Source organism: Aeromonas sp. R2-2, assembly GCF_040908355.1.
Classification (GTDB): domain Bacteria; phylum Pseudomonadota; class Gammaproteobacteria; order Enterobacterales; family Aeromonadaceae; genus Aeromonas; species Aeromonas veronii.
The window spans coordinates 13,416-33,154 of the sequence record NZ_JBFODQ010000051.1 but is presented as its reverse complement, the minus strand read 5'-3'; the positions used below and the strand labels follow the sequence as shown (position 1 = coordinate 33,154).

Annotated in this window: 16 protein-coding genes; 5 read left to right on the top strand and 11 right to left on the bottom strand. The window is 57.7% G+C overall.

Annotation, left to right across the window (positions count from 1 at the left end):
• Window positions 1–106: 106 nt before the first annotated feature.
• The 4 genes from AB5Z09_RS09145 to AB5Z09_RS09130 form a co-directional block, all read right to left on the bottom strand.
• Window positions 107–1,528, bottom strand: coding sequence for a carbon starvation protein A (locus tag AB5Z09_RS09145; RefSeq protein ID WP_005350521.1), 1,422 nt, complete (start codon window positions 1,526–1,528; stop codon window positions 107–109).
• Window positions 1,529–1,668: 140 nt separating this feature from the next.
• Window positions 1,669–2,373 (bottom strand): two-component system response regulator BtsR, encoded by a 705-nt coding sequence (gene btsR / locus AB5Z09_RS09140; protein ID WP_216979111.1) that lies wholly within the window; start codon window positions 2,371–2,373, stop codon window positions 1,669–1,671.
• A complete protein-coding gene (locus AB5Z09_RS09135; protein ID WP_216954170.1) occupies window positions 2,370–4,040 on the bottom strand; it encodes a sensor histidine kinase in 1,671 nt (556 codons plus the stop codon). The genes btsR and AB5Z09_RS09135 overlap by 4 nt, the downstream gene beginning before the upstream one ends.
• 354 nt (window positions 4,041–4,394) lie before the next feature.
• Entirely contained in the window at window positions 4,395–5,630 is a 1,236-nt protein-coding gene (locus AB5Z09_RS09130) for an HD-GYP domain-containing protein (RefSeq protein ID WP_257124650.1), read from the bottom strand.
• A 230-nt stretch (window positions 5,631–5,860) separates the two neighbouring features.
• On the opposite strand from AB5Z09_RS09130, the gene AB5Z09_RS09125 reads away from it, so the two are divergent.
• Entirely contained in the window at window positions 5,861–7,477 is a 1,617-nt protein-coding gene (locus tag AB5Z09_RS09125; protein WP_194495954.1) for a phosphoethanolamine transferase, read from the top strand.
• Window positions 7,478–7,548: 71 nt separating this feature from the next.
• Here the strand turns inward: AB5Z09_RS09125 and AB5Z09_RS09120 are convergent, their stop codons facing one another.
• The 3 genes from AB5Z09_RS09120 to nagB are packed head-to-tail and all read right to left on the bottom strand — an operon-like array spanning window position 7,549 to window position 10,723.
• Complete coding sequence (locus tag AB5Z09_RS09120; protein WP_257124651.1) at window positions 7,549–8,763, bottom strand: ROK family transcriptional regulator; 1,215 nt, start codon at window positions 8,761–8,763, stop codon at window positions 7,549–7,551.
• Between the two features lie 4 nt (window positions 8,764–8,767).
• Window positions 8,768–9,913, bottom strand: a complete 1,146-nt coding sequence (nagA, locus tag AB5Z09_RS09115) for an N-acetylglucosamine-6-phosphate deacetylase (RefSeq protein ID WP_307895156.1) — start codon at window positions 9,911–9,913, stop codon at window positions 8,768–8,770.
• Window positions 9,914–9,922: 9 nt separating this feature from the next.
• The gene (nagB, locus tag AB5Z09_RS09110) at window positions 9,923–10,723 is read right to left on the bottom strand and encodes a glucosamine-6-phosphate deaminase (RefSeq protein WP_005334308.1); all 801 of its coding nucleotides are present in this window, start codon (window positions 10,721–10,723) and stop codon (window positions 9,923–9,925) included.
• A 273-nt stretch (window positions 10,724–10,996) separates the two neighbouring features.
• Here nagB and nagE point away from each other — a divergent pair, with 273 nt between their 5' ends.
• The 3 genes from nagE to glnS all read left to right on the top strand — a co-directional run bounded on the left by nagE (window position 10,997) and on the right by glnS (window position 17,277).
• The gene (gene nagE / locus AB5Z09_RS09105) at window positions 10,997–12,475 is read left to right on the top strand and encodes an N-acetylglucosamine-specific PTS transporter subunit IIBC (RefSeq protein ID WP_021231106.1); all 1,479 of its coding nucleotides are present in this window, start codon (window positions 10,997–10,999) and stop codon (window positions 12,473–12,475) included.
• 121 nt (window positions 12,476–12,596) lie between these two features.
• Window positions 12,597–15,260 carry a beta-N-acetylhexosaminidase gene (locus AB5Z09_RS09100; protein WP_257124652.1) on the top strand — a complete coding sequence of 888 codons (2,664 nt, stop codon included), beginning with the start codon at window positions 12,597–12,599 and terminating at the stop codon, window positions 15,258–15,260.
• Window positions 15,261–15,615: 355 nt separating this feature from the next.
• On the top strand, window positions 15,616–17,277 hold the full coding sequence (gene glnS / locus AB5Z09_RS09095; RefSeq protein ID WP_064336856.1) for a glutamine--tRNA ligase: 1,662 nt from the start codon (window positions 15,616–15,618) through the stop codon (window positions 17,275–17,277).
• 117 nt (window positions 17,278–17,394) lie between these two features.
• Here the strand turns inward: glnS and fur are convergent, their stop codons facing one another.
• On the bottom strand, window positions 17,395–17,823 hold the full coding sequence (gene fur, locus AB5Z09_RS09090) for a ferric iron uptake transcriptional regulator (protein ID WP_005334301.1): 429 nt from the start codon (window positions 17,821–17,823) through the stop codon (window positions 17,395–17,397).
• 242 nt (window positions 17,824–18,065) lie between these two features.
• Between fur and AB5Z09_RS09085 the strand changes: the two genes are divergently transcribed.
• Window positions 18,066–18,539, top strand: a complete 474-nt coding sequence (locus AB5Z09_RS09085) for a DUF4442 domain-containing protein (protein WP_005334300.1) — start codon at window positions 18,066–18,068, stop codon at window positions 18,537–18,539.
• Between the two features lie 91 nt (window positions 18,540–18,630).
• On the opposite strand, the gene fldA is transcribed toward AB5Z09_RS09085, so the two are convergent.
• The 3 genes from fldA to AB5Z09_RS09070 are packed head-to-tail and all read right to left on the bottom strand — an operon-like array spanning window position 18,631 to window position 19,733.
• Window positions 18,631–19,155, bottom strand: coding sequence for a flavodoxin FldA (gene fldA / locus AB5Z09_RS09080; RefSeq protein WP_005334298.1), 525 nt, complete (start codon window positions 19,153–19,155; stop codon window positions 18,631–18,633).
• A gap of 39 nt (window positions 19,156–19,194) precedes the next feature.
• A complete protein-coding gene (ybfE, locus tag AB5Z09_RS09075) occupies window positions 19,195–19,491 on the bottom strand; it encodes a LexA regulated protein (RefSeq protein ID WP_005334297.1) in 297 nt (98 codons plus the stop codon).
• A gap of 20 nt (window positions 19,492–19,511) precedes the next feature.
• On the bottom strand, window positions 19,512–19,733 hold the full coding sequence (locus AB5Z09_RS09070; protein ID WP_005334296.1) for a DUF2788 domain-containing protein: 222 nt from the start codon (window positions 19,731–19,733) through the stop codon (window positions 19,512–19,514).
• Between the last annotated feature and the right edge of the window lie 6 nt (window positions 19,734–19,739).

The window sequence follows — 19,739 nt, the reverse complement described above, 5'->3', positions numbered from 1 at the left end:
TTGAAGCTGAAGCCGTTCGACAGTTGTCTTATTAGTCTTTTTGTCATTAAAAAAGGCGCCATCAGGCGCCTTTTTTGTGCTGCTTTCGCTGCATTTTTTGCTGTTTTTACCCTTCGCTGGTACTGCTGACCAGCGGCTGGCGGAACTTCATCAGGAAGGCCACGGTAATGGCCGCCGTTGCAGTCAGGCCGATGATGGTGGAGGTCCCCATCTCCAGCCCGAATCCGATGGGGGCGTTGGCCAGATAGGTGATCACCACAGCAGTCATGAACATGGCGGGAATGGTGCAGATCCAGTGCAGCTTGCCCTCTTTGATGAGGTAGGCAGCCGCAGCCCACAGCATGATGACGGCGGTGGTCTGGTTGGCCCAGCCGAAGTAGCGCCAGATCACCCCGAATTCAGCCTTGGAGATGATAAAACCAAGGATAAACATGGGGATGGCAATCAGCAGACGCTTGGCCAGCGGTTTCTGGGTCATCTTCAGGAAGTCCGCCACGATCAGGCGAGCACTGCGAAATGCGGTGTCGCCCGAGGTGATAGGCAGGATCACCACACCGAGAATGGCCAGAATGCCGCCCACGGTGCCGAGCAGGCTGGTGGAGACTTCGTGTACCACGGCTGCCGGGCCGCCGTTGGCCATAGTAGCGTTGAGCGCTTCGGTGCTGTCGTAGAAGGAGAGACCCAGGGTGCACCAGATAAGGGCGATGATCCCTTCACCGATCATTGCACCGTAGAAAATGAAGCGGCCGGATTTTTCGTTCTGCATGCAGCGCGCCATCAGTGGTGACTGGGTGGCGTGGAAGCCGGATACCGCGCCACAGGCGATGGTGATGAAGAGCAGCGGCCAGAGCGGCAGTTCGGTCGGGTGCAGGTTGGAGAAGTCCATCCCGGTGTTGTAGAAGCCTTTGCCGGAGGCGATCAGGCCAACGATGAGGCCGACCGACATGAAGACCAGCAGGGCGCCGAAGATGGGATAGAAGCGACCGATGATCTTGTCGATGGGGACAATGGTCGCGAGGATGTAGTAGGCAAAGATTGCCACAATCCAGTAGACCAGATCGGTGGAGGTGAGGTTGGCCAAGAGGCCCGCCGGGCTCAGCACGAATACCACGCCCACCAGCATCAGCAGCACCACGGCAAACAGGTTCATGAAGTGCTTGGCGGCGGTGCCCAGATGCTCACCGACCACGGTTGGCACCGAGGCCCCCTTGGCGCGTACCGACAGCATGCCGGAGAAGTAGTCATGTACCGCACCGGCGAAGATGCAGCCAAAGACGATCCACAGCATGGCGACCGGGCCGTAGAGGGCACCCAGGATCGGGCCGAAGATGGGGCCGACGCCTGCGATGTTGAGCAGTTGAACCAGATAGACTTTCTTGTCCGACATGGGGACATAGTCCACCCCGTCAGCCATGGTGATGGCGGGGGTTTTCAGCTCGGGTTTCGGGCTGAATATCCGTTCGATGAATTTGCCGTATATGAAGTAGCCGGCCACAAGTAAGCCGACACAGAGGAAGAACCAGATCATTGCTACGCTCCTGCATTGTTATTTTTTAGTGTGCAGAGCGAGTCTAAAACGGTTGCGCCTGACTGGCAGGTGAAATTCCCCGAGCGGCGCTTTGGCGCGCCGAGCGGTCGGCGGCTGTGATCAGGCGCACACTCCGCGGCTCAGTCCAGCCCCAGCTGATCTTTGAGCTCCTTGAGATAGCGACGACTGACCGGCACCCGGGCGCCGCTCGGGGTGACAATCTCTGCCAGCTGGTTATCCAGCAGCTGGATCTCGAAGATGGCGTTGGGGGAGACCAGATACTGGCGGTGGCAGCGCAGCAGCGGGCTCTTTTCTTCCAGCGATTTGAGGGTGAGCTGGGTGTGGAACAGCTCGCCCTGACAGGCCACATGGACCCCGCCCAGATCGGAGAAGGCATACTCCACCTGCGCGATGGGCAGCAGCCTGACCCGATTGTGCAGATAGCCCGGAATATGTTCGATAGTCGGGGCCAGCCGCTCGATGGGCTGCGGGGAGATATCCTGCTTGAGGCGAGCGAGGGTCTTGGCGAGCCGGGCGGGCTCCACCGGCTTGAGCAGGTAGTCGAAGGCGTTCTCTTCAAAGGCCTGAATGGCATATTCGTCAAAGGCGGTGACAAAGACGATGCGGGGCAGGGGGTCGAGCATGGCGACCAGCTCCATGCCGCTCAGCTTGGGCATCTGGATATCGAGGAACACCACGTCGGGCTTGAGGCGCTGAATAAGCGGCAGCGCCTCGATGGCGTTGGCCGCTTCCCCCACGATCTCGATGGCAGGATCGCAGGCCAGCTGCTGCCTCAGCTCTTCGCGGGCATAGTGTTCGTCATCGACTATCAGAGTGCGGATCATGGTTGCTCCTTGGGGATGGTGAACGACACCCGGGTCCACTGTTCCGGCTCGCACGCAATAGTCACGCCATAGCGCTCGCCAAAGGCGCTTTTCAGTCGCCGGTCTACGATGGTCATGCCCAGACCGTCGCCAGCGGGATGTGCTTGCCAGGTGCCTGCATTATCTTCCACATGGATGGTGACGCTGGTGGGATGCTCATCGGTCCAGAGGCGAATACGCCCCTGCTCCAGCAGAGTCGAGATGCCGTGCTTGATGGCATTCTCGATCAACGGTTGCAGGGTGAAGCTGGGCAGTCGCAGTGTGGCCAGATGGGGCGGGATCTCGTTTATCACCGTCAGCCGATCGCCAAAACGGGCCAGCTCGATCTCCAGATAGGATTGGCAGTGCTCCTGCTCCTCCTGCAGAGTCGCAAGGCCGCTCTGGCGTTTGAGGTTCTTGCGAAAGAACAGCGACAGATGCAGCAGCAGATCCCGCGCCTTGTCCGGATCGCGCCGGGTGATGGCACTGATGGTGTTGAGGGTGTTGAACAGAAAGTGGGGGTTGATCTGGGCTTGGATCAGCTTGAGTTCGGACTGCACCAGCAGCCGCTGATGCTGCTCCAGCCGACCGGCCAGCAACTGCTGTGACAGCAGGTTGGCAATCCCTTCCCCCAGGGTGTGGTTGATCTTGAGAAACAGCCGCTTCTTCGGCTCGTAGAGCTTGATGGTGCCGATCACCCCCTTGTCCCCCTGCAGCGGGATCACCAGCACCGAGCCCAGCTGGCAGGCGGAGGAGAGGCTGCACCGATAGGGCTGGCTGTTGCCATCGGCAAACAGCACCTTGTTCTGGGCGATGGCCTGCATGGTGATGGCTGACGCGATGGGGGTGCCCGGCAGATGGTGATCTTCGCCGGTGCCGATAAAGGCGAGGATCTGCTCGGTGTCCGTGATGGCGACCGCCCCAACGCCGGTCTCCTCCTGAATGATGCGGGCAATCTTGTTGCTTGCCTGTGGGGTAAAGCCCTGACTCATGATCCCCACTGTACGGTTGGCGATATTGAGCGCCTTGGCGGAGAAGACCCGGGAGAACTTCTCATACATCCGCTGCTGGTCGCGGATCATGCTGATAAAGAGCGCCGCGCCACAGGAGTTGGCCAGAATCATCGGGGTGGCGATGGTGCGTACCAACAGCAGGGATTTGTCGAACGGGGTCGCCACCAGCAGGATGATGACCATCTGCATGATCTCGGCATAGAGAGTGGTAAAGAAGGCGATGCGTGGTTCAAACAGGGCATCCGTTCGCCCCGAGCGCATCAGTCGCCAGTGCACTATGCCCCCGAGCAACCCCTCGCAGGTGGTGGAGATGGCGCAGGCGAGATCGGTAAATCCCCCCAGCGTATAGCGGTGCAGACCGCCGGTCAGCCCCACCAGAAAGCCCACCAGCGGTCCCCCCAATAATCCCCCCAAGACGGCGCCGACCGCCCGGGTGTTGGCGATGGCATCGTCGATATCGAGGCCCACATAGGTTCCGAGGATGCAAAAACATGAAAATATTATGTATATCAGTACCTTGTGAGGAATCCTCACTGAATAGTTGGCAAGCGGGCGAAGCAGCGGGCTTTTCGAGAAGAGATAGGCGATCACCAGGCTGACGCTCATCTGCTGTAACAAAGAGAGAACCAACTGCATAAAAAACGCGCCTCATCAGCCAGCCTAAAAAACAACCAGCCCGTGAATAAGTGTGATCAAGATCTTGTTCGGTTGGCCCTGCGGGTCGCAACGGACCGCCAGTTTGCCAGAACAAATGGATAAAACTACATTAAATCAGCATGTTAAATTGATATTTGTGTAAGAGGCGACAGATTGCTATTGATGGATAGAGCATGAATGTATCCGTCGGATACGCCACATGGAAGTGGCATGCTCCGCCCGGCCCCCCTGGCTGGGCGTTTTTTATACATGATCAGATGGCAACCTGTTGGTGGGGATTCGTGCAATTATTCCGGTTTGTCCAATGAGTTATCCCCAGCTTCTGGGGATAACTCAGAATGCAAAGTAGTAACAGAAGCGGCGGGTCAGATTGAAGAACTGCCGCTGTCCCTCATCCAGCTCCTCCTGTTTGATAAAGGCACTGATGGTGCGTTCATCTTCCCGCAGATCGATCATGGCGACCGCTTCCGGCCGCTGGGCCTTGATATAGGGCAGGATCTTCGGCTTGAGGGGCATGGTGGGTTCGGTAGAGAGTACCAGCGCAATGCTCTCGTCGGAGAGTTTCACCAGGGATCCCGGCGGGTAGACCCCCAGCACCTTGACCAGCAACTTGACCAGATTCTGGTCGAACTTCTTCTGGGATAACTTGTAGAGCTGGCTGATGGCCTGACTCGGCGCCGCCGGCGTGCCGCTGTTGCGGGGATGAAGCAGCTCGTCGTAGAAGTCGACCAGTCCGATCAGCCGCGCCAGCGGCGGGATCTCCCCCCCCTTGATCCCCAGCGGATAACCGCTACCGTCGAGCCGTTCGTGGTGCAGATGGGCTACCTGACGAATTTTGGGCTCAAAGGCATTGAGTTGGTTCAGCATGTCAAATCCGTACTGGGGATGCATCTTGAGGAAGTTCTGCTCGGCCTTGTTTAGCTCACCACGCTTTTGGGTGATCTGGCTGGGAATTTTCAGTTCGCCGATGTCGTGGATAAGTCCCGCAAGCCCGGTCTCTTCCAGCTCGATGGGATTCATCCCCAGTTCGCGCGCCATCAACATGGCAATGAAAGCCACATTGAGACTGTGCTGCAGCAGGACATCGGTGTGGGGACTGCGGATCAGGTGGAGCCCGAGGGGGCCCTCGTGCTGACTGAGGGTGAAGGCGGCATTGCGGACGATCTGTGCGGTGTTGGCCAGCCCTTCATCCGGTTTGAGGTTGAGTGCCCCGAGCGCATCGCGTAGCTCGCTCATGGATTGGCCAAAGGCCTTGTCGGCGGCGCGCATGGAGCGGCGAAAGGCCTTTTCGTCAAAGGGGGGCGGGCCGGCATCAATCAGGGACTCCAGCTCTTCGAGATCGGGCCCGGCATCGGGGATATCGCCACGCAACAGTGGCTCGATAGGCAGATCGCTCTTGTCGGGGTCGACCATCAGCAGGGTGAGATCAAGATGACGGAGAATGTCGAGTTGCTGCTGATCCTTGATCTTGAAGGTATTGAACATAAACGGGTGGTTAGTCCATCCCGTGGGGAGATGGATATAGTGGCCTACTCTCAATTGCTCTATCGAGGCTTGGATCAGTGCCATCGGTTAACCTGCATTTCATGAATGCCTACTCAACAAGCTAGCAAAATCCGATGGATAGACAACTAAAAATCCATTTCGGGGCAGCGGAGCACCCCGTGCTGTGATGGGGCGCACGAGCGCCGTGCTTCTCTTCTTAATTCGCGCTTAAGTTTTACTTCCTACGCTGGCCCCGTCGTTTTTGTTGGCTTGGCCGGCCCGCTGCACTGCAGGCCGGTATGTAGGAGTTGTTTATGCGTGTAACTCTCGGTGTACTGCAAACCAATCTGTTGCTGGTGCTCTTTTTCGCCCTGGTACTGAACTGGCCAATCTTTTTGCATTTCTATACGGTGCTCAGCGCCCTGACCCATGTCAAAGCCGGATTTGCCATCTCGATCCCGCTGGTGCTGATCGCGGCGCTCAATGCCGTGTTTATTCCCTTCACGTTCCGGTTTGTGCTCAAGCCCTTTTTTACTGTGCTCATTCTGACTGGCTCCATCGTAAGTTACGCCATGCTCAAATACGGCGTCATCTTCGATGCCGGCATGATCCAGAACATAGTGGAGACCAACAGTGGTGAGGCGGGGGCCTATTTGAATGGCTCGGTTGCGCTCTGGTTTCTGCTGACCGGGCTGCTGCCTGTTCTGGTGCTCTGGTCACTGCGGATCCGCTATCCGGCTCGCTGGTATCAGGGGTTGGCGTTGCGGGCAGGTGTATTGGCTATCTCTCTGCTGTTTATCGGGGGCGTCGCGGCACTTTACTATCAGGATTACGCCTCGGTCGGTCGCAACAACAAGTCGCTGGCCAAAGAGATTGTGCCTGCCAACTATGTGCACGGCCTCTACAAATATGGGCGGGATGTGCTGTTTGCCACGCCGCTCCCCTACCAGCATCTGGGGACCGATGCCAGGGTGGTGGCCCGGGGAAGCAAGCCGACTTTGATGTTCCTGGTGGTGGGGGAGACGGCGCGCAGCCAGAACTACTCCCTTAACGGGTATGGCAAGGCGACCAACAGCTTTACGGCAAAAGAGCAGGGAGTGGTGTCGTTCAGGGATGTGCGCTCCTGCGGTACAGCAACCGCCGTTTCGGTGCCCTGCATGTTCTCCAACCTCACGCGCCGTGGCTACGATGACCAGCTTGCCAGCTCCCGTGACGGCCTGCTCGATGTGCTGCAACATGCCGGAGTCTCGGTATTGTGGAAAGAGAACGATGGCGGCTGCAAAGGGGTGTGCCGCAATGTGCCGACCATCGAGATCCTTCCCAAGTCCTATCCTGCGCTCTGTCAGGGGGAGTCTTGCTATGACGAGGTGCTGCTGGAGGGGCTGGATCAGCAGATTGTCGAGATGAAGGGCAACAAGCTGGTGGCTTTTCACCTGATGGGCAGCCATGGCCCGACCTATTTCCGTCGTTACCCTGCCAGCGAGCGCGTCTTTATGCCGGACTGCCCGCGCAGCGACATTGAAAACTGCAGCAACGAAGAGCTGGTCAATACCTATGACAACACCATCCGCTACACCGACAAAGTGGTGGGGCTGCTGATCGACAAGCTCAAGTCGCTGGAGAGCCAGTATGATGTGGGACTGGTCTATCTCTCCGATCACGGTGAATCCCTCGGGGCCATGGGGCTCTATCTGCATGGCACGCCATACAAGTTTGCGCCGGATGATCAGACACGGGTGCCGCTGCTGACCTGGTTCTCGCCTCAGTTACAGGCCGATCGCCAGCTTGATATGGGTTGCCTGGCGGCGGAGGCGAGCAGCCAGCGCTTCTCCCATGACAACCTCTTTCACTCCATGCTGGGGATCATGGATGTGCAGACGAGTGTTTACGACAACAAGCTGGATCTGTTCAAGCCATGTCGTGCGGGCTAAATCGCCAGCAAGCACACAATAGAAAACGGCAGCCAGTGGCTGCCGTTTGGTTATCTCGCAAGATCAGTGTCTTACTTCTGCTCCATGATGATCTGCAGCAGATCTCCCTCCAGCAGGGCGCGCTTGACCAGTGCAAAGCCGCCATAGGTCGGCTGGTTCTGGAAGCGGGCTTTCACGATGGGCAGGCCACGGTGGAAGCTCGGCAGGGATTGATGCTCGACGCAGCGACGGATGGCCGGGAAGAGGATCTCTTCGGCGGCGGTGATTTCACCGGCGATCAGCACCTTCTGCGGGTTGAACAGGTTGACCGTAATAGCCACCGCCCGTCCCAGATGCTCACCCACGTTCTCGATGACGCTGCGGGCCAGTTCATCGCCCGCCAGCGCCGCCTTGCACACCTCCTGAATGGTGATGTGCTTCTCCTGCAGCGCGCTCTGATGACCGCGGCTGATGAGCTCCTTCACCTTGTCGATGATCGCTTCGTTGGAGGCGATGGTTTCGAGGCAGCCGAAGTTGCCACAGTGACAGCGCTTGCCGAGCGGCTCGACCTGGATATGGCCGATCTCGCCGACGTTGCGGTTCTGGCCGAGGAACACCTGACCCTTGGTGATGATCCCCGAGCCCGTCCCCTGGTGGACGCTCACCAGAATGGAGTCCATGCAGTCGCGGGACTCGCCGAAGAAGTGTTCGGCTAACGCCAGCGAGCGGGTGTCGTTGCCCACGTAGCAGGGGAGGTTGAAGTGGTTCTCAAGCAGCTTCGCCAGTCCCAGATTGCGGATGTGGTACTTGGGGGTGTAGATGACCATGCCGGATTCCGGGTTGACCAGACCCGGCATGGTCAGCGCGATGCTGATGAGGTTGCGACAACGTTCGCGGTTGGCATCGATAAAGGCGCCAATCTCACGCAGCAGCATGTCGACCACGGGTTGCTGGTCGATCTCGGTCACCTGAATGACGTGCTGGTCGAGCTCCTTGCCATCGAGGTCATAGAGACTCAGTTGCAGGTAGCCGCGGCCCAGCTTGGCAGAGACAAACTGAAAGCGATGTTTGATGGTGGTCAGGGAGATGGCACGCCGCCCGCCGGTTGAGGCTTGCGGAGAGGTCTCCTTGATCAGGCCATGCTCGATCAGTTGCCGGGTTATTTTGGTCACGCTGGCCGGGGCCAGCTGACTCAACTCGGCAATCTTGACCCGGGAGATGGGGCCTTGCAGGTCGATGAGCCGATACACGGCTGCACTGTTGACCTGCTTGATAAGATCTACGTTTGCTATTTGTCCGCCAGTCATGATGTCACTGTTGTGTGTAGTGTCCGTTAACCACGGTCCCACGGACCGTGAAGTCCTGATCGAAGACAGTGAGGTTGGCTACTCTACCGACCTGGATACTACCGAGACGTGAGTCCCATCCAATGGCGCGAGCGGGGTAGAGGCTGGCCATTCTCAGTGCTTCATCGAGCGGTAATCCGACCTGCTTGACCAGATTTTCCACCCCCTCAATCATGGTGAGGGAGGAACCGCCGAGTGTACCATTCTCGTCGACACACTGACCATCGCGTAAAAAGACGGTGGTGCCACAAAAATCAAATTTCTCAAAGCCTTCCGGCGCTCCGGCTGCCGCGGTGGCATCGGTGACCAGCACCAGCCTTTCCCCCAGCGCCTTGTGAGCCAGACGCACGTTGGCCCAGTGCACATGGTGGCCATCGACGATGATACCCGCGTAGACATCCTTGCGATCATAGATGGCGCCCACCACGCCCGGCTCGCGACCGTTGAGGGTCGGGGTCATGGCGTTGTAGAGGTGGGTCGCAAAGCGAATACCGTTATCGAACCCGGCCATGGCCTGATCGTAACTGGCGGCAGTGTGACCGGCCGAGACCAGAATGCCCGCTTCCACCAGACGGCGGATATGGGCCGGCTCGTTGCGTTCCGGTGCCAGGGTGATCTTGGTGATGGCATCCGCGTTGGCGCAGAAGAAGTCGATCATCTCGTCCGCTGGCTGGCGAATTTGCGCGGCAGGGTGGATCCCCTTGCGCTTGAGGTTGGTGTAAGGCCCTTCCAGATGGACGCCCAGCACCTCGTTGGGGTGTGCCGCCATGTAGTCACGGGTCACCGCAACGGCCTGCTTCATATCCGCATCCGGACTGGTGATCAGGGTCGGCAGGAAGCTGGTGGTACCGGATTTGAGGTTGGCCGCCTGCATGGTTGCCAGGGTCTCGACCGTGATCTCGGTGTTGAACATCACCCCGCCACAGCCGTTGAGCTGCACGTCGATAAAACCGGCGGTCAGGTTGGCGCCTTTGAGGTCAATCTGCTCGATGCCCGCAGGCAGCTCGGCCAGGTGAGAGATGGCGACAATCTTGTCGCCCTCGATAAGCACCCCGTAACCGGTCAGCACGCAGCTGCCGGTGTAGAGGGTGCAGTTGGTCAATGCGTACATGACGACTCCTTACAGACGGCCGATGTTGGCGGCTTCCAGCTGCTGGAAGTAGCGAACGGTCTTGACCTTGAGCTCCATGGTAGAGGGCTCGTCGCACACCATCATTCCCTTCGGATGCAGTTGCAGGGTGGAGATGGTCCACATGTGGTTGACGCTGCCTTCCACGGCGGCCTGCAGGGCCAGTGCCTTGCCGTGACCGGTGACCAGGATCATGATCTCTTCCGCATCCATCAGGGTGCCGACACCCACGGTCAGGGCCAGTTTGGGCACCTGCTCCATGTCGCCACCGAAGAAGCGGGAGTTGGCGATACGGGTGTCTTCGGTCAGGGTCTTGACACGGGTGCGGGAGGAGAGGGAGGAGGCCGGCTCGTTGAACGCGATGTGGCCGTCGTTACCCACGCCCCCCATGAACAGGTGGATCTTGCCGTAGGACTTGATCTTGTCTTCGTAGCGCTTGCACTCGGCCACCAGATCCTCGGCATTGCCGTTGAGGATGTTGATGTTCTCGGGACGAATGTCGATGTGGCTGAAGAAGTTGTTGTGCATAAAGCTGTGGTAGCTCTCCGGGTGATCTTCCGGCAGGCCGACGTACTCGTCCATGTTGAAGGTGACCACGTTCTGGAAGCTCACTTCACCGGCTTTGTGCAACTCGATCAGGCGCTTGTAGGTGTTGAGCGGGGTGCCACCGGTGGGCAGGCCCAGTACGAAAGGGCGATCGCTGGTCGGCTTGAACGCGTTGATGCGGTCAACGATGTAACGAGCAGACCACAGGCCTACTTGGCTGGCAGATTTCAACGGGATCAGGCGCATATGGGATACCTCTGTGTCGGGTTGCGACCGGTTTGGCGGTGGCAATTGGCTAAGACGGATTTAAGTTGTTTTATAGCGTAAATAAAGATTGCGAACTAAGCCACATCTATCCACCACCTTTATCTTGTTTGGGTGATAACGATCACGATTATCGGTTTATTAATTTGCGCAGCGAAATAAAAGCCCTAGACTGCCAATCAAGCCTTGATGGCTTATGCGTCAAACGTGATAAGCACTTAATTTCTAGAAAAACATTAACTAAGGAGAGGAACCGTGAACATTCTCGGTTATTTGCAAAAGATCGGCCGTGCCCTGATGGTGCCGGTAGCGGTATTGCCTGCCGCCGCGATCCTGATGGGGGTTGGCTACTGGATTGACCCGAATGGTTGGGGTGGTGACAGTGCGCTGGCTGCCTTCCTGATTAAAGCGGGCGCAGCCATTATCGATAACATGTCCGTACTGTTTGCAGTCGGTGTCGCTTACGGTATGTCCAAGGATAAAGACGGTTCTGCTGCTCTGGCAGGTCTGGTCGGCTTCCTGGTCGTTACCACCCTGCTGAGCCCGGGCGCTGTGGCCCAGATCAAGAGCATCCCGGTGGAGCAGGTTCCTGCCGCGTTTGCCAAGATCAGCAACCAGTTCGTGGGTATCCTGTGTGGTGTTATCGCCGCTGAGCTGTACAACCGCTTCAGCAGCGTCGAGCTGCACAAGGCACTCTCCTTCTTCTCCGGTCGTCGTCTGGTACCGATCGTAACCTCCGTAGTGATGATCGTCGTATCTTTCATCCTGATGGCCGTATGGCCGGCAATCTACGGTGGTCTGGTCTCCTTCGGTGAGTCCATCGTGAGCCTGGGCTCTACCGGTGCCGGTATCTACGCCTTCTTCAACCGTCTGCTGATCCCGATCGGTCTGCACCACGCCCTGAACTCCGTGTTCTGGTTCAACGTGGCCGGTATCAACGACATCCCGAACTTCCTGGGTGGTCAGGCTACCATCGATGCCGCTCTGGCCGCTGGCAAGAGCCTGGAGCAGGTGAAAGGCGTGGTCGGTATGTACCAGGCTGGCTTCTTCCCCATCATGATGTTCGGTCTGCCGGGTGCCGCTCTGGCCATCTACCACTCCGCCAAGAAAGAGAACAAAGAGAAAGTTGCCTCTATCATGATCGCAGCTGCCTTTGCCTCCTTCTTCACCGGTGTAACCGAGCCGCTCGAGTTCTCCTTCATGTTCGTGGCGCCGGTACTGTATGTCATTCACGCTGTGCTGACCGGTATCTCCGTGTTCATCGCTGCCTCCATGCAGTGGATGGCCGGTTTCGGTTTCAGTGCCGGTCTGGTGGATATGGTGCTCTCCAGCCGTAACCCGCTGGCGACCAACTGGTACATGCTGATCCCTCAGGGTCTGGTCTTCTTCGGCCTCTACTACACCGTGTTCCGCGTAGTGATTGCCAAGCTGAACCTGAAAACCCCGGGTCGTGAAGATGACGAAGATACTGCTCCGGCTGCCGCTCAATCTACCAACCGTACCGAGCTGGCCAAGCAATACCTGGAAGTGCTGGGTGGTCAAGAGAACCTGGTCTCCATCGATGCCTGCATCACCCGTCTGCGTCTGACTCTGAAAGACCGCAGCATCGTCGATGAGCGCAAGCTGAAAGCCCTGGGTGCGGCCGGTGTGGTCAAACTCGGTGAGCAGAACCTGCAGGTGATTCTGGGCCCATTGGCCGAAATCATCGCCGGTGAGATGAAAGCCCTGCGTTAATCGAGCGACTCGCTCACCTCAAGTCTAAGTCCATTGTTGACATAACTAAGGGCCCCGCTCGGGGGCCCCATATAAAAAAGCCAAGAAAATCCAACCTTTACTTCAAATGAGAGCAGCAGTTATGAACTTGAAACATTCTCTGTTAGCCATTGCCATGTCTACCGTTTTTGTCAGCCAGGTCCAGGCAGCCGATGCCGCCAAGCAGGCTGTGGTCGACTCCCTCGCCAACAACCTGGTGGTCAAGTATGAAGTGGTCACCAACGACGGCGCCGGTGCCGGCCTCGATTGCCAGGCGCTCGGTTCCGAGTGGGCGAGCTGTGGCGTTGCCAAGCTGCACCTGACCAATACCGGTGCGGACGTCACCTCCAAAGACTGGAGCATCTACGTCTCTTCCATTCGTCGTATCCAGCGTGTGGATAACGACCAGTTCACCATCACTCACCTGACCGGCGATCTCTATCGTTTGACGCCAACCGAGAAGTTCCAGGGCTTTGCCAAGGATGCCACGGTCGAAGTGCCGCTGGTGGTGGAATACTGGGTACTGTTCGAATCTGACATCATGCCGAACTGGTATGTCGCCAGCGAAGGTGCCGAGCCGAAAGTACTGGCCAGCATGAGCAACATCAATGATGCCAGCACCTACGAGAAGCCGATGCCGGCCGATGGCTGGAAGCGTACCAAGGATGACAAGAACATCCTGATGAACAGCGAGACCCGCTTCGCGGCCAACCAGACCAGCACCCTGCTGCCGGCTGGCAAGATTGACAACCAGATCCTGCCGACCCCGATGAAGCAGGTAGTCAAAGCTGGCCCGCAGGTTGACTTCTCTACCATCAAACTCAATGCCCTGGACTTGCCGAGCGATCGCGCCGAGGCCCTGAAGGCTCAACTGACCAAGCTGGGTGTTACCCTCTCCGACACCGGCTACCCGGTGACCATCAAGCTCGGCAGCAAGCTCAAGCAGGCTGAAGGCTATGACATGACCATCGGTCAGAAGGGCACCGTGATCCAGGGTCGCGACATCGACGGGGCATTCTGGGGTGCACAATCCCTGATCTCCCTGCTGGGTGTTGATGACAAGCTGGTGAGCCCGATGACCGTCGAGGATGCGCCGCGCTTTGAATACCGTGGCATGCAGACCGACGTGGCCCGTCACTTCCGCAGTCTGGATACCATGAAGAAGCTGGTTGACCAGATGTCTGCCATGAAGCTCAACGTGCTGCACCTTGGCCTGACCAACGATGAAGGCTGGCGTCTGGAGATCCCGGGTCTGCCGGAGCTGACTCAGGTCGGTAGCCAGCGTTGCCACGACGAGTCCGAAACCAAGTGCCTGATGCCGCAACTGGGTTCCGGCCCGACCAGCGACAACCAGGGTTCCGGTTTCTACAGCAAGTCTGACTACGTGGATCTGGTGCGTTATGCCAAGGCCCGCGGTGTGACCGTGATCCCCGAGATCAACATGCCGGCCCACGCTCGTGCTGCCGTGATCTCCATGGAAGCGCGCTACAAGCGTCTGATGGCGGAAGGCAAAGAAGCGGAAGCCAACCAGTTCCGTCTGACTGATCCGGCTGACACCTCCAACGTCACCTCGGTCCAGTTCTACGACAAGATGTCCTTCATCAACCCTTGCCAGCCGGGTGCTGCCACCTTCGTGGCCAAGGTAATGGATGAAGTTGCCCAGATGCACCAGGCCGCCGGTCAGCCGCTGACCGCATGGCATTACGGTGGTGATGAGGCGAAGAACATCATGCAGGGCGGTGGCTATCAGGATCCGGCCGTTACCAAGAAAGAAGAGCTGGTCGCCTGGAAAGGTAACGTCGACTCCAGCAAGCAGGACAAGCCGTTTGGCAAGTCCCCGATGTGCCAGAAGATGATCGACGAAGGCAAGATCAAGGAAGTGGGCGAGCTGCCGGTTTACTTCGCCAAGGAAGTGGGCCAGATGGTCAAAGACCGCGGCTTCTCTACCCTGCAGGCGTGGGAAGATGGCCTGAAGTACGCCAGCGGTGCCAAGGACTTCGCCACCGACAACACCCGTGTCAACTTCTGGGAAACCCTCTACTGGGGTGGCTTCAACGAAGCGATGAAGTGGGCCCACAAGGGTTACCAAGTGGTGCTGTCCAACCCGGATTACCTCTACTTCGACTTCCCGAACGAAGTACACCCGGCCGAGCGTGGCTACTACTGGGCAACCCGTTTCAACGACACGCGCAAGGTGTTTGCCTTCGCCCCGGAAAACCTGCCACAGAACGCCGAGACCTCGGTTGACCGCGACGGCAACGCCTTCGTGGCCAAAGGTGACCAGGATCCGGTCAAGTTCAAGGGGATCTCCGGTCAGCAGTGGAGTGAAACCGTGCGTACCGATGCTCAGTATGAGTACATGGTCTACCCGCGTATCTTCTCCGTGGCCGAGCGTGCCTGGCACAAAGGTGGCTTCGAGCTGAACTATGTGAAGGGTCGCGAGTTCTCCGGCGAGACCAAGTTCGTCAACAAGGCCACCCTCAACAAAGAGTGGAACCAGTTTGCCAACGTATTGGGTCAGCGCGTGCTGCCGAAACTGGATCAGGCCGGTGTTGAATACCGCCTCTCCGTACCGGGTGCCAAGGTAGTGAACGGTGTGCTGGAAGCGAACGTGGATCTGCCGGGTCTGCCCATCCAGTACAGCCTGGACGGTACCAACTGGAGTGCCTATGACGCCGCGGCCAAGCCGAGCGTGAATGGCAAGGTCTACCTGCGTACCACCAGCTTCGATGGCAAGCGCACCAGCCGTGTCACCGAACTGAACTGATAGCAGTCAACCGTTAACATGAGGTGGGTCGCAAGACCCGCCTTTCCCAAGGGCGATGGCGCATCGGGTTTGGGAAAGGTTGACTGTGCGTGTGAGCCTTTGTTGTGTGTAATTGTCTGTTTTGTGTTTTTCATCACTTTCAGCCCCGCCTAGTGCGGGGCTTTTTTATGCATTTGGTGTGCAATGTGCCAAGCCACGCCGTTTTTAGTGGCGCAATGGCCGGGAAATGGCCCGGAAGTGCCAAATTCAGGTTGAGACAGCGCCCGTAATAAGGGATCATACCCGGCTTGACGGCGGGGGGATGAGGGTGCCAGCCGGCACAACTTCCGCCAGTGACGCTTTTTTGAGGTGAGCCATGAGTCAGGCGAACAGCCCAACTAACTTTATTCGTCAGATCATTGATGAAGATCTGGCCAGCGGTAAGCACAGCAGCGTGCATACCCGTTTTCCGCCCGAGCCGAACGGTTATCTCCATATCGGCCACGCCAAATCCATCTGCCTGAACTTCGGCATCGCCCGCGACTATCAGGGCCAGTGCAACCTGCGTTTCGATGACACCAACCCGGTGAAGGAAGATATCGAGTACGTAGAGTCCATCAAGCAGGACGTACAGTGGCTCGGCTTCCAGTGGAACGGCGAGATCTGCTACTCCTCCGACTATTTCGACAAGCTGCACGGCTACGCCATCGAGCTGATTGAAAAGGGTCTGGCCTATGTGGACGAGCTGACGCCCGAGCAGATGCGCGAGTACCGTGGCACTCTGACTGAAGCTGGCAAGAACAGCCCGTTCCGCGATCGCAGCGTGGAAGAGAACCTGGCGCTGTTTGCCAAGATGAAGAATGGCGAGTTCGCCGAAGGCACCGCCTGCCTGCGCGCCAAGATCGACATGGCATCCCCCTTCATGGTGATGCGTGATCCGGTTATCTACCGCATCAAGTTTGCCCACCACCACCAGACCGGTGACAAGTGGTGCATCTACCCGATGTATGACTTCACCCACTGCATCTCGGACGCGCTGGAAGGGATCACCCACTCCATCTGCACCCTGGAGTTCCAGGACAACCGTCGTCTGTACGACTGGGTGCTGGATAACATCACCATCGACTGCCACCCCCGTCAGTACGAGTTCTCTCGTCTGAACCTCGAATACACTGTCATGTCCAAGCGCAAGCTGAACCTGCTGGTGACCGAGAAGCACGTCGATGGTTGGGATGACCCGCGTATGCTGACCGTCTCCGGTCTGCGTCGTCGTGGTTACACTCCGGCCTCCATTCGCGAGTTCTGCAAACGCATCGGCGTCACCAAGCAGGACAACATCGTCGAGATGAGCATGCTGGAAGCCTGCATCCGCGAAGACCTCAACGAGCATGCCCCGCGCGCCATGGCCGTGCTGCATCCGGTGAAAGTGGTCATCGAGAACCTGGCTGCCGATGAAGTGCTGACTGCCCCGGCCCACCCGAGCAATGCCGAGATGGGGACCCGCGAGCTGAACTTTACCCGTGAAATCTTCATCGACGAAGCGGACTTCAAAGAAGAGGCGAACAAGCAGTTCAAGCGTCTGGTGCTGGGCAAGGAAGTGCGTCTGCGCAATGCCTATGTGATCAAGGCCGAGCGCATCGAGAAAGATGCCGATGGCAAAGTCACCTGCATCTACTGCTCCTACGATCCCGAGACTCTGGGCAAGGATCCGGCCGATGGCCGCAAGGTGAAAGGGGTGATCCACTGGGTCAGCGCCACCCACTCCCTGCCAGCGGAAGTGCGTCTCTACGACCGTCTGTTCAAGGTGCCGAACCCGGGCGCCGAGGATGACTTCGAAGCTGCGCTGAACCCGGAATCTCTGGTGATCATCGAGGGGGCCCGTGTCGAGGCTTCCCTGAAGGACGCCAAGCCGGAGCAGGCTTACCAGTTCGAGCGTGAAGGTTACTTCTGCGCCGACAACAAGCTCTCCAGCCCGGAGCATCTGGTGTTTAACCGCACCGTTGCCCTGCGCGACTCCTGGGGCAAGGTAGAAGGCTAAGCCGATGGGGCAGGGGAAACCCTGCCCTGTGTGCTGCCAGCGGCCTGCGCCGGACAATAAAAAAGCCAGCTGATGCTGGCTTTTTTTATTGTCCGTTATCTGCAAGTCGCGGGCGACTTATTCGTCGTGCTTGCACTCACCGGTAGCACAATGACCGTAGAGGTAGAGGCTGTGGTTGGTGAGACGGATATTGAATTTCTTGGCGATCTCGCGCTGACGCTGTTCGATCACTTCGTCGGAGAACTCGATCACCTTGCCGCAGTCGAGGCAAACCAGGTGGTCGTGGTGCTCCTGAGTGGCCAGCTCGAATACCGACTTGCCACCTTCGAAGTGGTGACGGGTAACGATACCGGCATCATCAAACTGGTTGAGAACGCGATAGACGGTAGCGAGACCAATCTCTTCACCCAGGTCGATCAGTCGTTTATAGAGATCCTCGGCGCTGGTGTGCTGGCAGTCCGGCTGTTGCAGGATTTCCAGGATTTTGACCCGGGGCAAGGTGATCTTGAGCCCGGCCTTTTTTAACGCTTGGTTGTTGTCTGCCATATTCTACTTATTCGCATTCTCGAAGGTGGGGTTATTCTGATGGACTGCCGCAGGAATGGCAACCTTGAACTCGCTTGGCCTGTCATTATAGGTCGTAGCCTCCCTAAAAATAAACCCAGCAATTCAAGGGGTTTAGTCATAAATGGCCGGTTGGATTGAAATAATCAATCGTGTCGTCCGACTTGCTGGCATGGCAGATGTTGATAAGATGTAACTTTCATATTTCTGGTCGGATGAGATCCATGGATTGGCTTTTTGACAATGCGGCCTGGGTGCGCCGCGCACTCAACGCCTGGCCCCCTTTCTGGGGTGCCGGTATCAAGATAGAGACCCTGAGCGATGACTTTCGTTATTGCCGGGTGACCCTGAAATCCCGCTGGTGGAACAAGAATGCCAACCGCACCCAGTTTGGCGGCAGCATGTTTGCCATGACAGACCCCATCTATCCACTGATGCTGATGGGCTACTTCAAGAATCGCTACTACGTCTGGGACAAGGCGGGCAGCATCAACTACATCAAGCCGGGCAAGGGCAAGCTGGTGGCCGAGTTCAACCTGACCGAGGGCAAGCTGGCCGAAATCGTGGCGGCGACCGAAGGTGGCAACAAGCACTTCCCCGAATTCGAGGTGACGGTGCAAGACAAGAGCGGCGAGCTGGTGGCGCAGGTCAAGCGCACCCTCTATGTGCGGGCCAAACCGGAGCACAGAGGTGAATAACAGGGAAGAATAAAGGCAGGCATCGCAACAAGCAGATACAACAAGGGCCCCGTCGGGGCCCTTGTTGTCAGAGGTATGAGGGGGAGGTGGATTACTCCAGCTCGCCCAGGCACATCTCTTCGTGCAGCTGCTTGCACCAGCCCTTGACGCGCTCAGCAGTCAGCTCCGGCTGGCGATCTTCATCGATACCCAGACCGACAAAGTGCTTGTCATCGACCAGTGCCTTGGAGGCTTCGAACTCGTAGCCGGCAGTCGGCCAGTGACCGATGATGATGGCGCCTTTTGCTTCGACGATGTCACGCAGGGTGCCCATGGCGTCGAGGAAGTACTCGGAATAGTCTTCCTGATCACCGCAACCGAAGATGGCGACCAGCTTGTTGGTGAAGTCGATTTCGCCCAGATCGGGGAAGAAGTCGTCCCAGTCGGCCTGGGCTTCGCCGTAGTACCAAGTCGGGATGCCGAACATCAGCAGATCAAAGCTCTCGATGTCGGCCTTGCTGCTCTTGGCGATGTCACGGACTTCAATCAGGTTTTTGCCCAGCTCTTTCTGGATCATCTTGGCGACAGCTTCGGTGTTACCGGTATCGCTGCCAAAAAACAGACCTACACTTGCCATAGTGTTTAGTTACCCGTATTTGGTGTTAATGCTCAACGCTCAGACTGCAATGTCCACCGCAAAGGCGGACTCAATCTGTTGTTTCAGGATAGATTGGATCAGCTCGGCTCGGCTGATGTTCTGTTGTAACGCAAGTTGGTTCAGGCGCTCCAGCAACTCGGCCTCCACCTTTAACTCTACCCGCTTCAGCCCATTTTCCCGATCGCGCTTAAGCTGGTTACGCTTGTTGATCTTGAGCTGGGTCTCGCGGGGGAGTGGATTGGTCTTTGGCCTGCCGGGGCGCTTCTCATTTGCGAACAGATCCAGTGTTGTTCGATCAGTTTGCTGTTTGGCCATACATCACAGATGAAAATAAGTTAGCCGAGTCCTGAGCCTTCCCAGCCCAGTTCGATCAGCCCCTTGGCGACAAAACCCGCACAACCCAGAAACAGTACCAACCAGACGATAAAACGACCGAAACGGGGCACGTTGCCGCGCTTGAGCACGTCCTGAATGGCCAGGCCAATCAATATGAAAATGGCCACAAAGAATAACTTGAGGCCCAAACTTTCGATCAGGTCGATATGTTCACTTAGCATGGATTG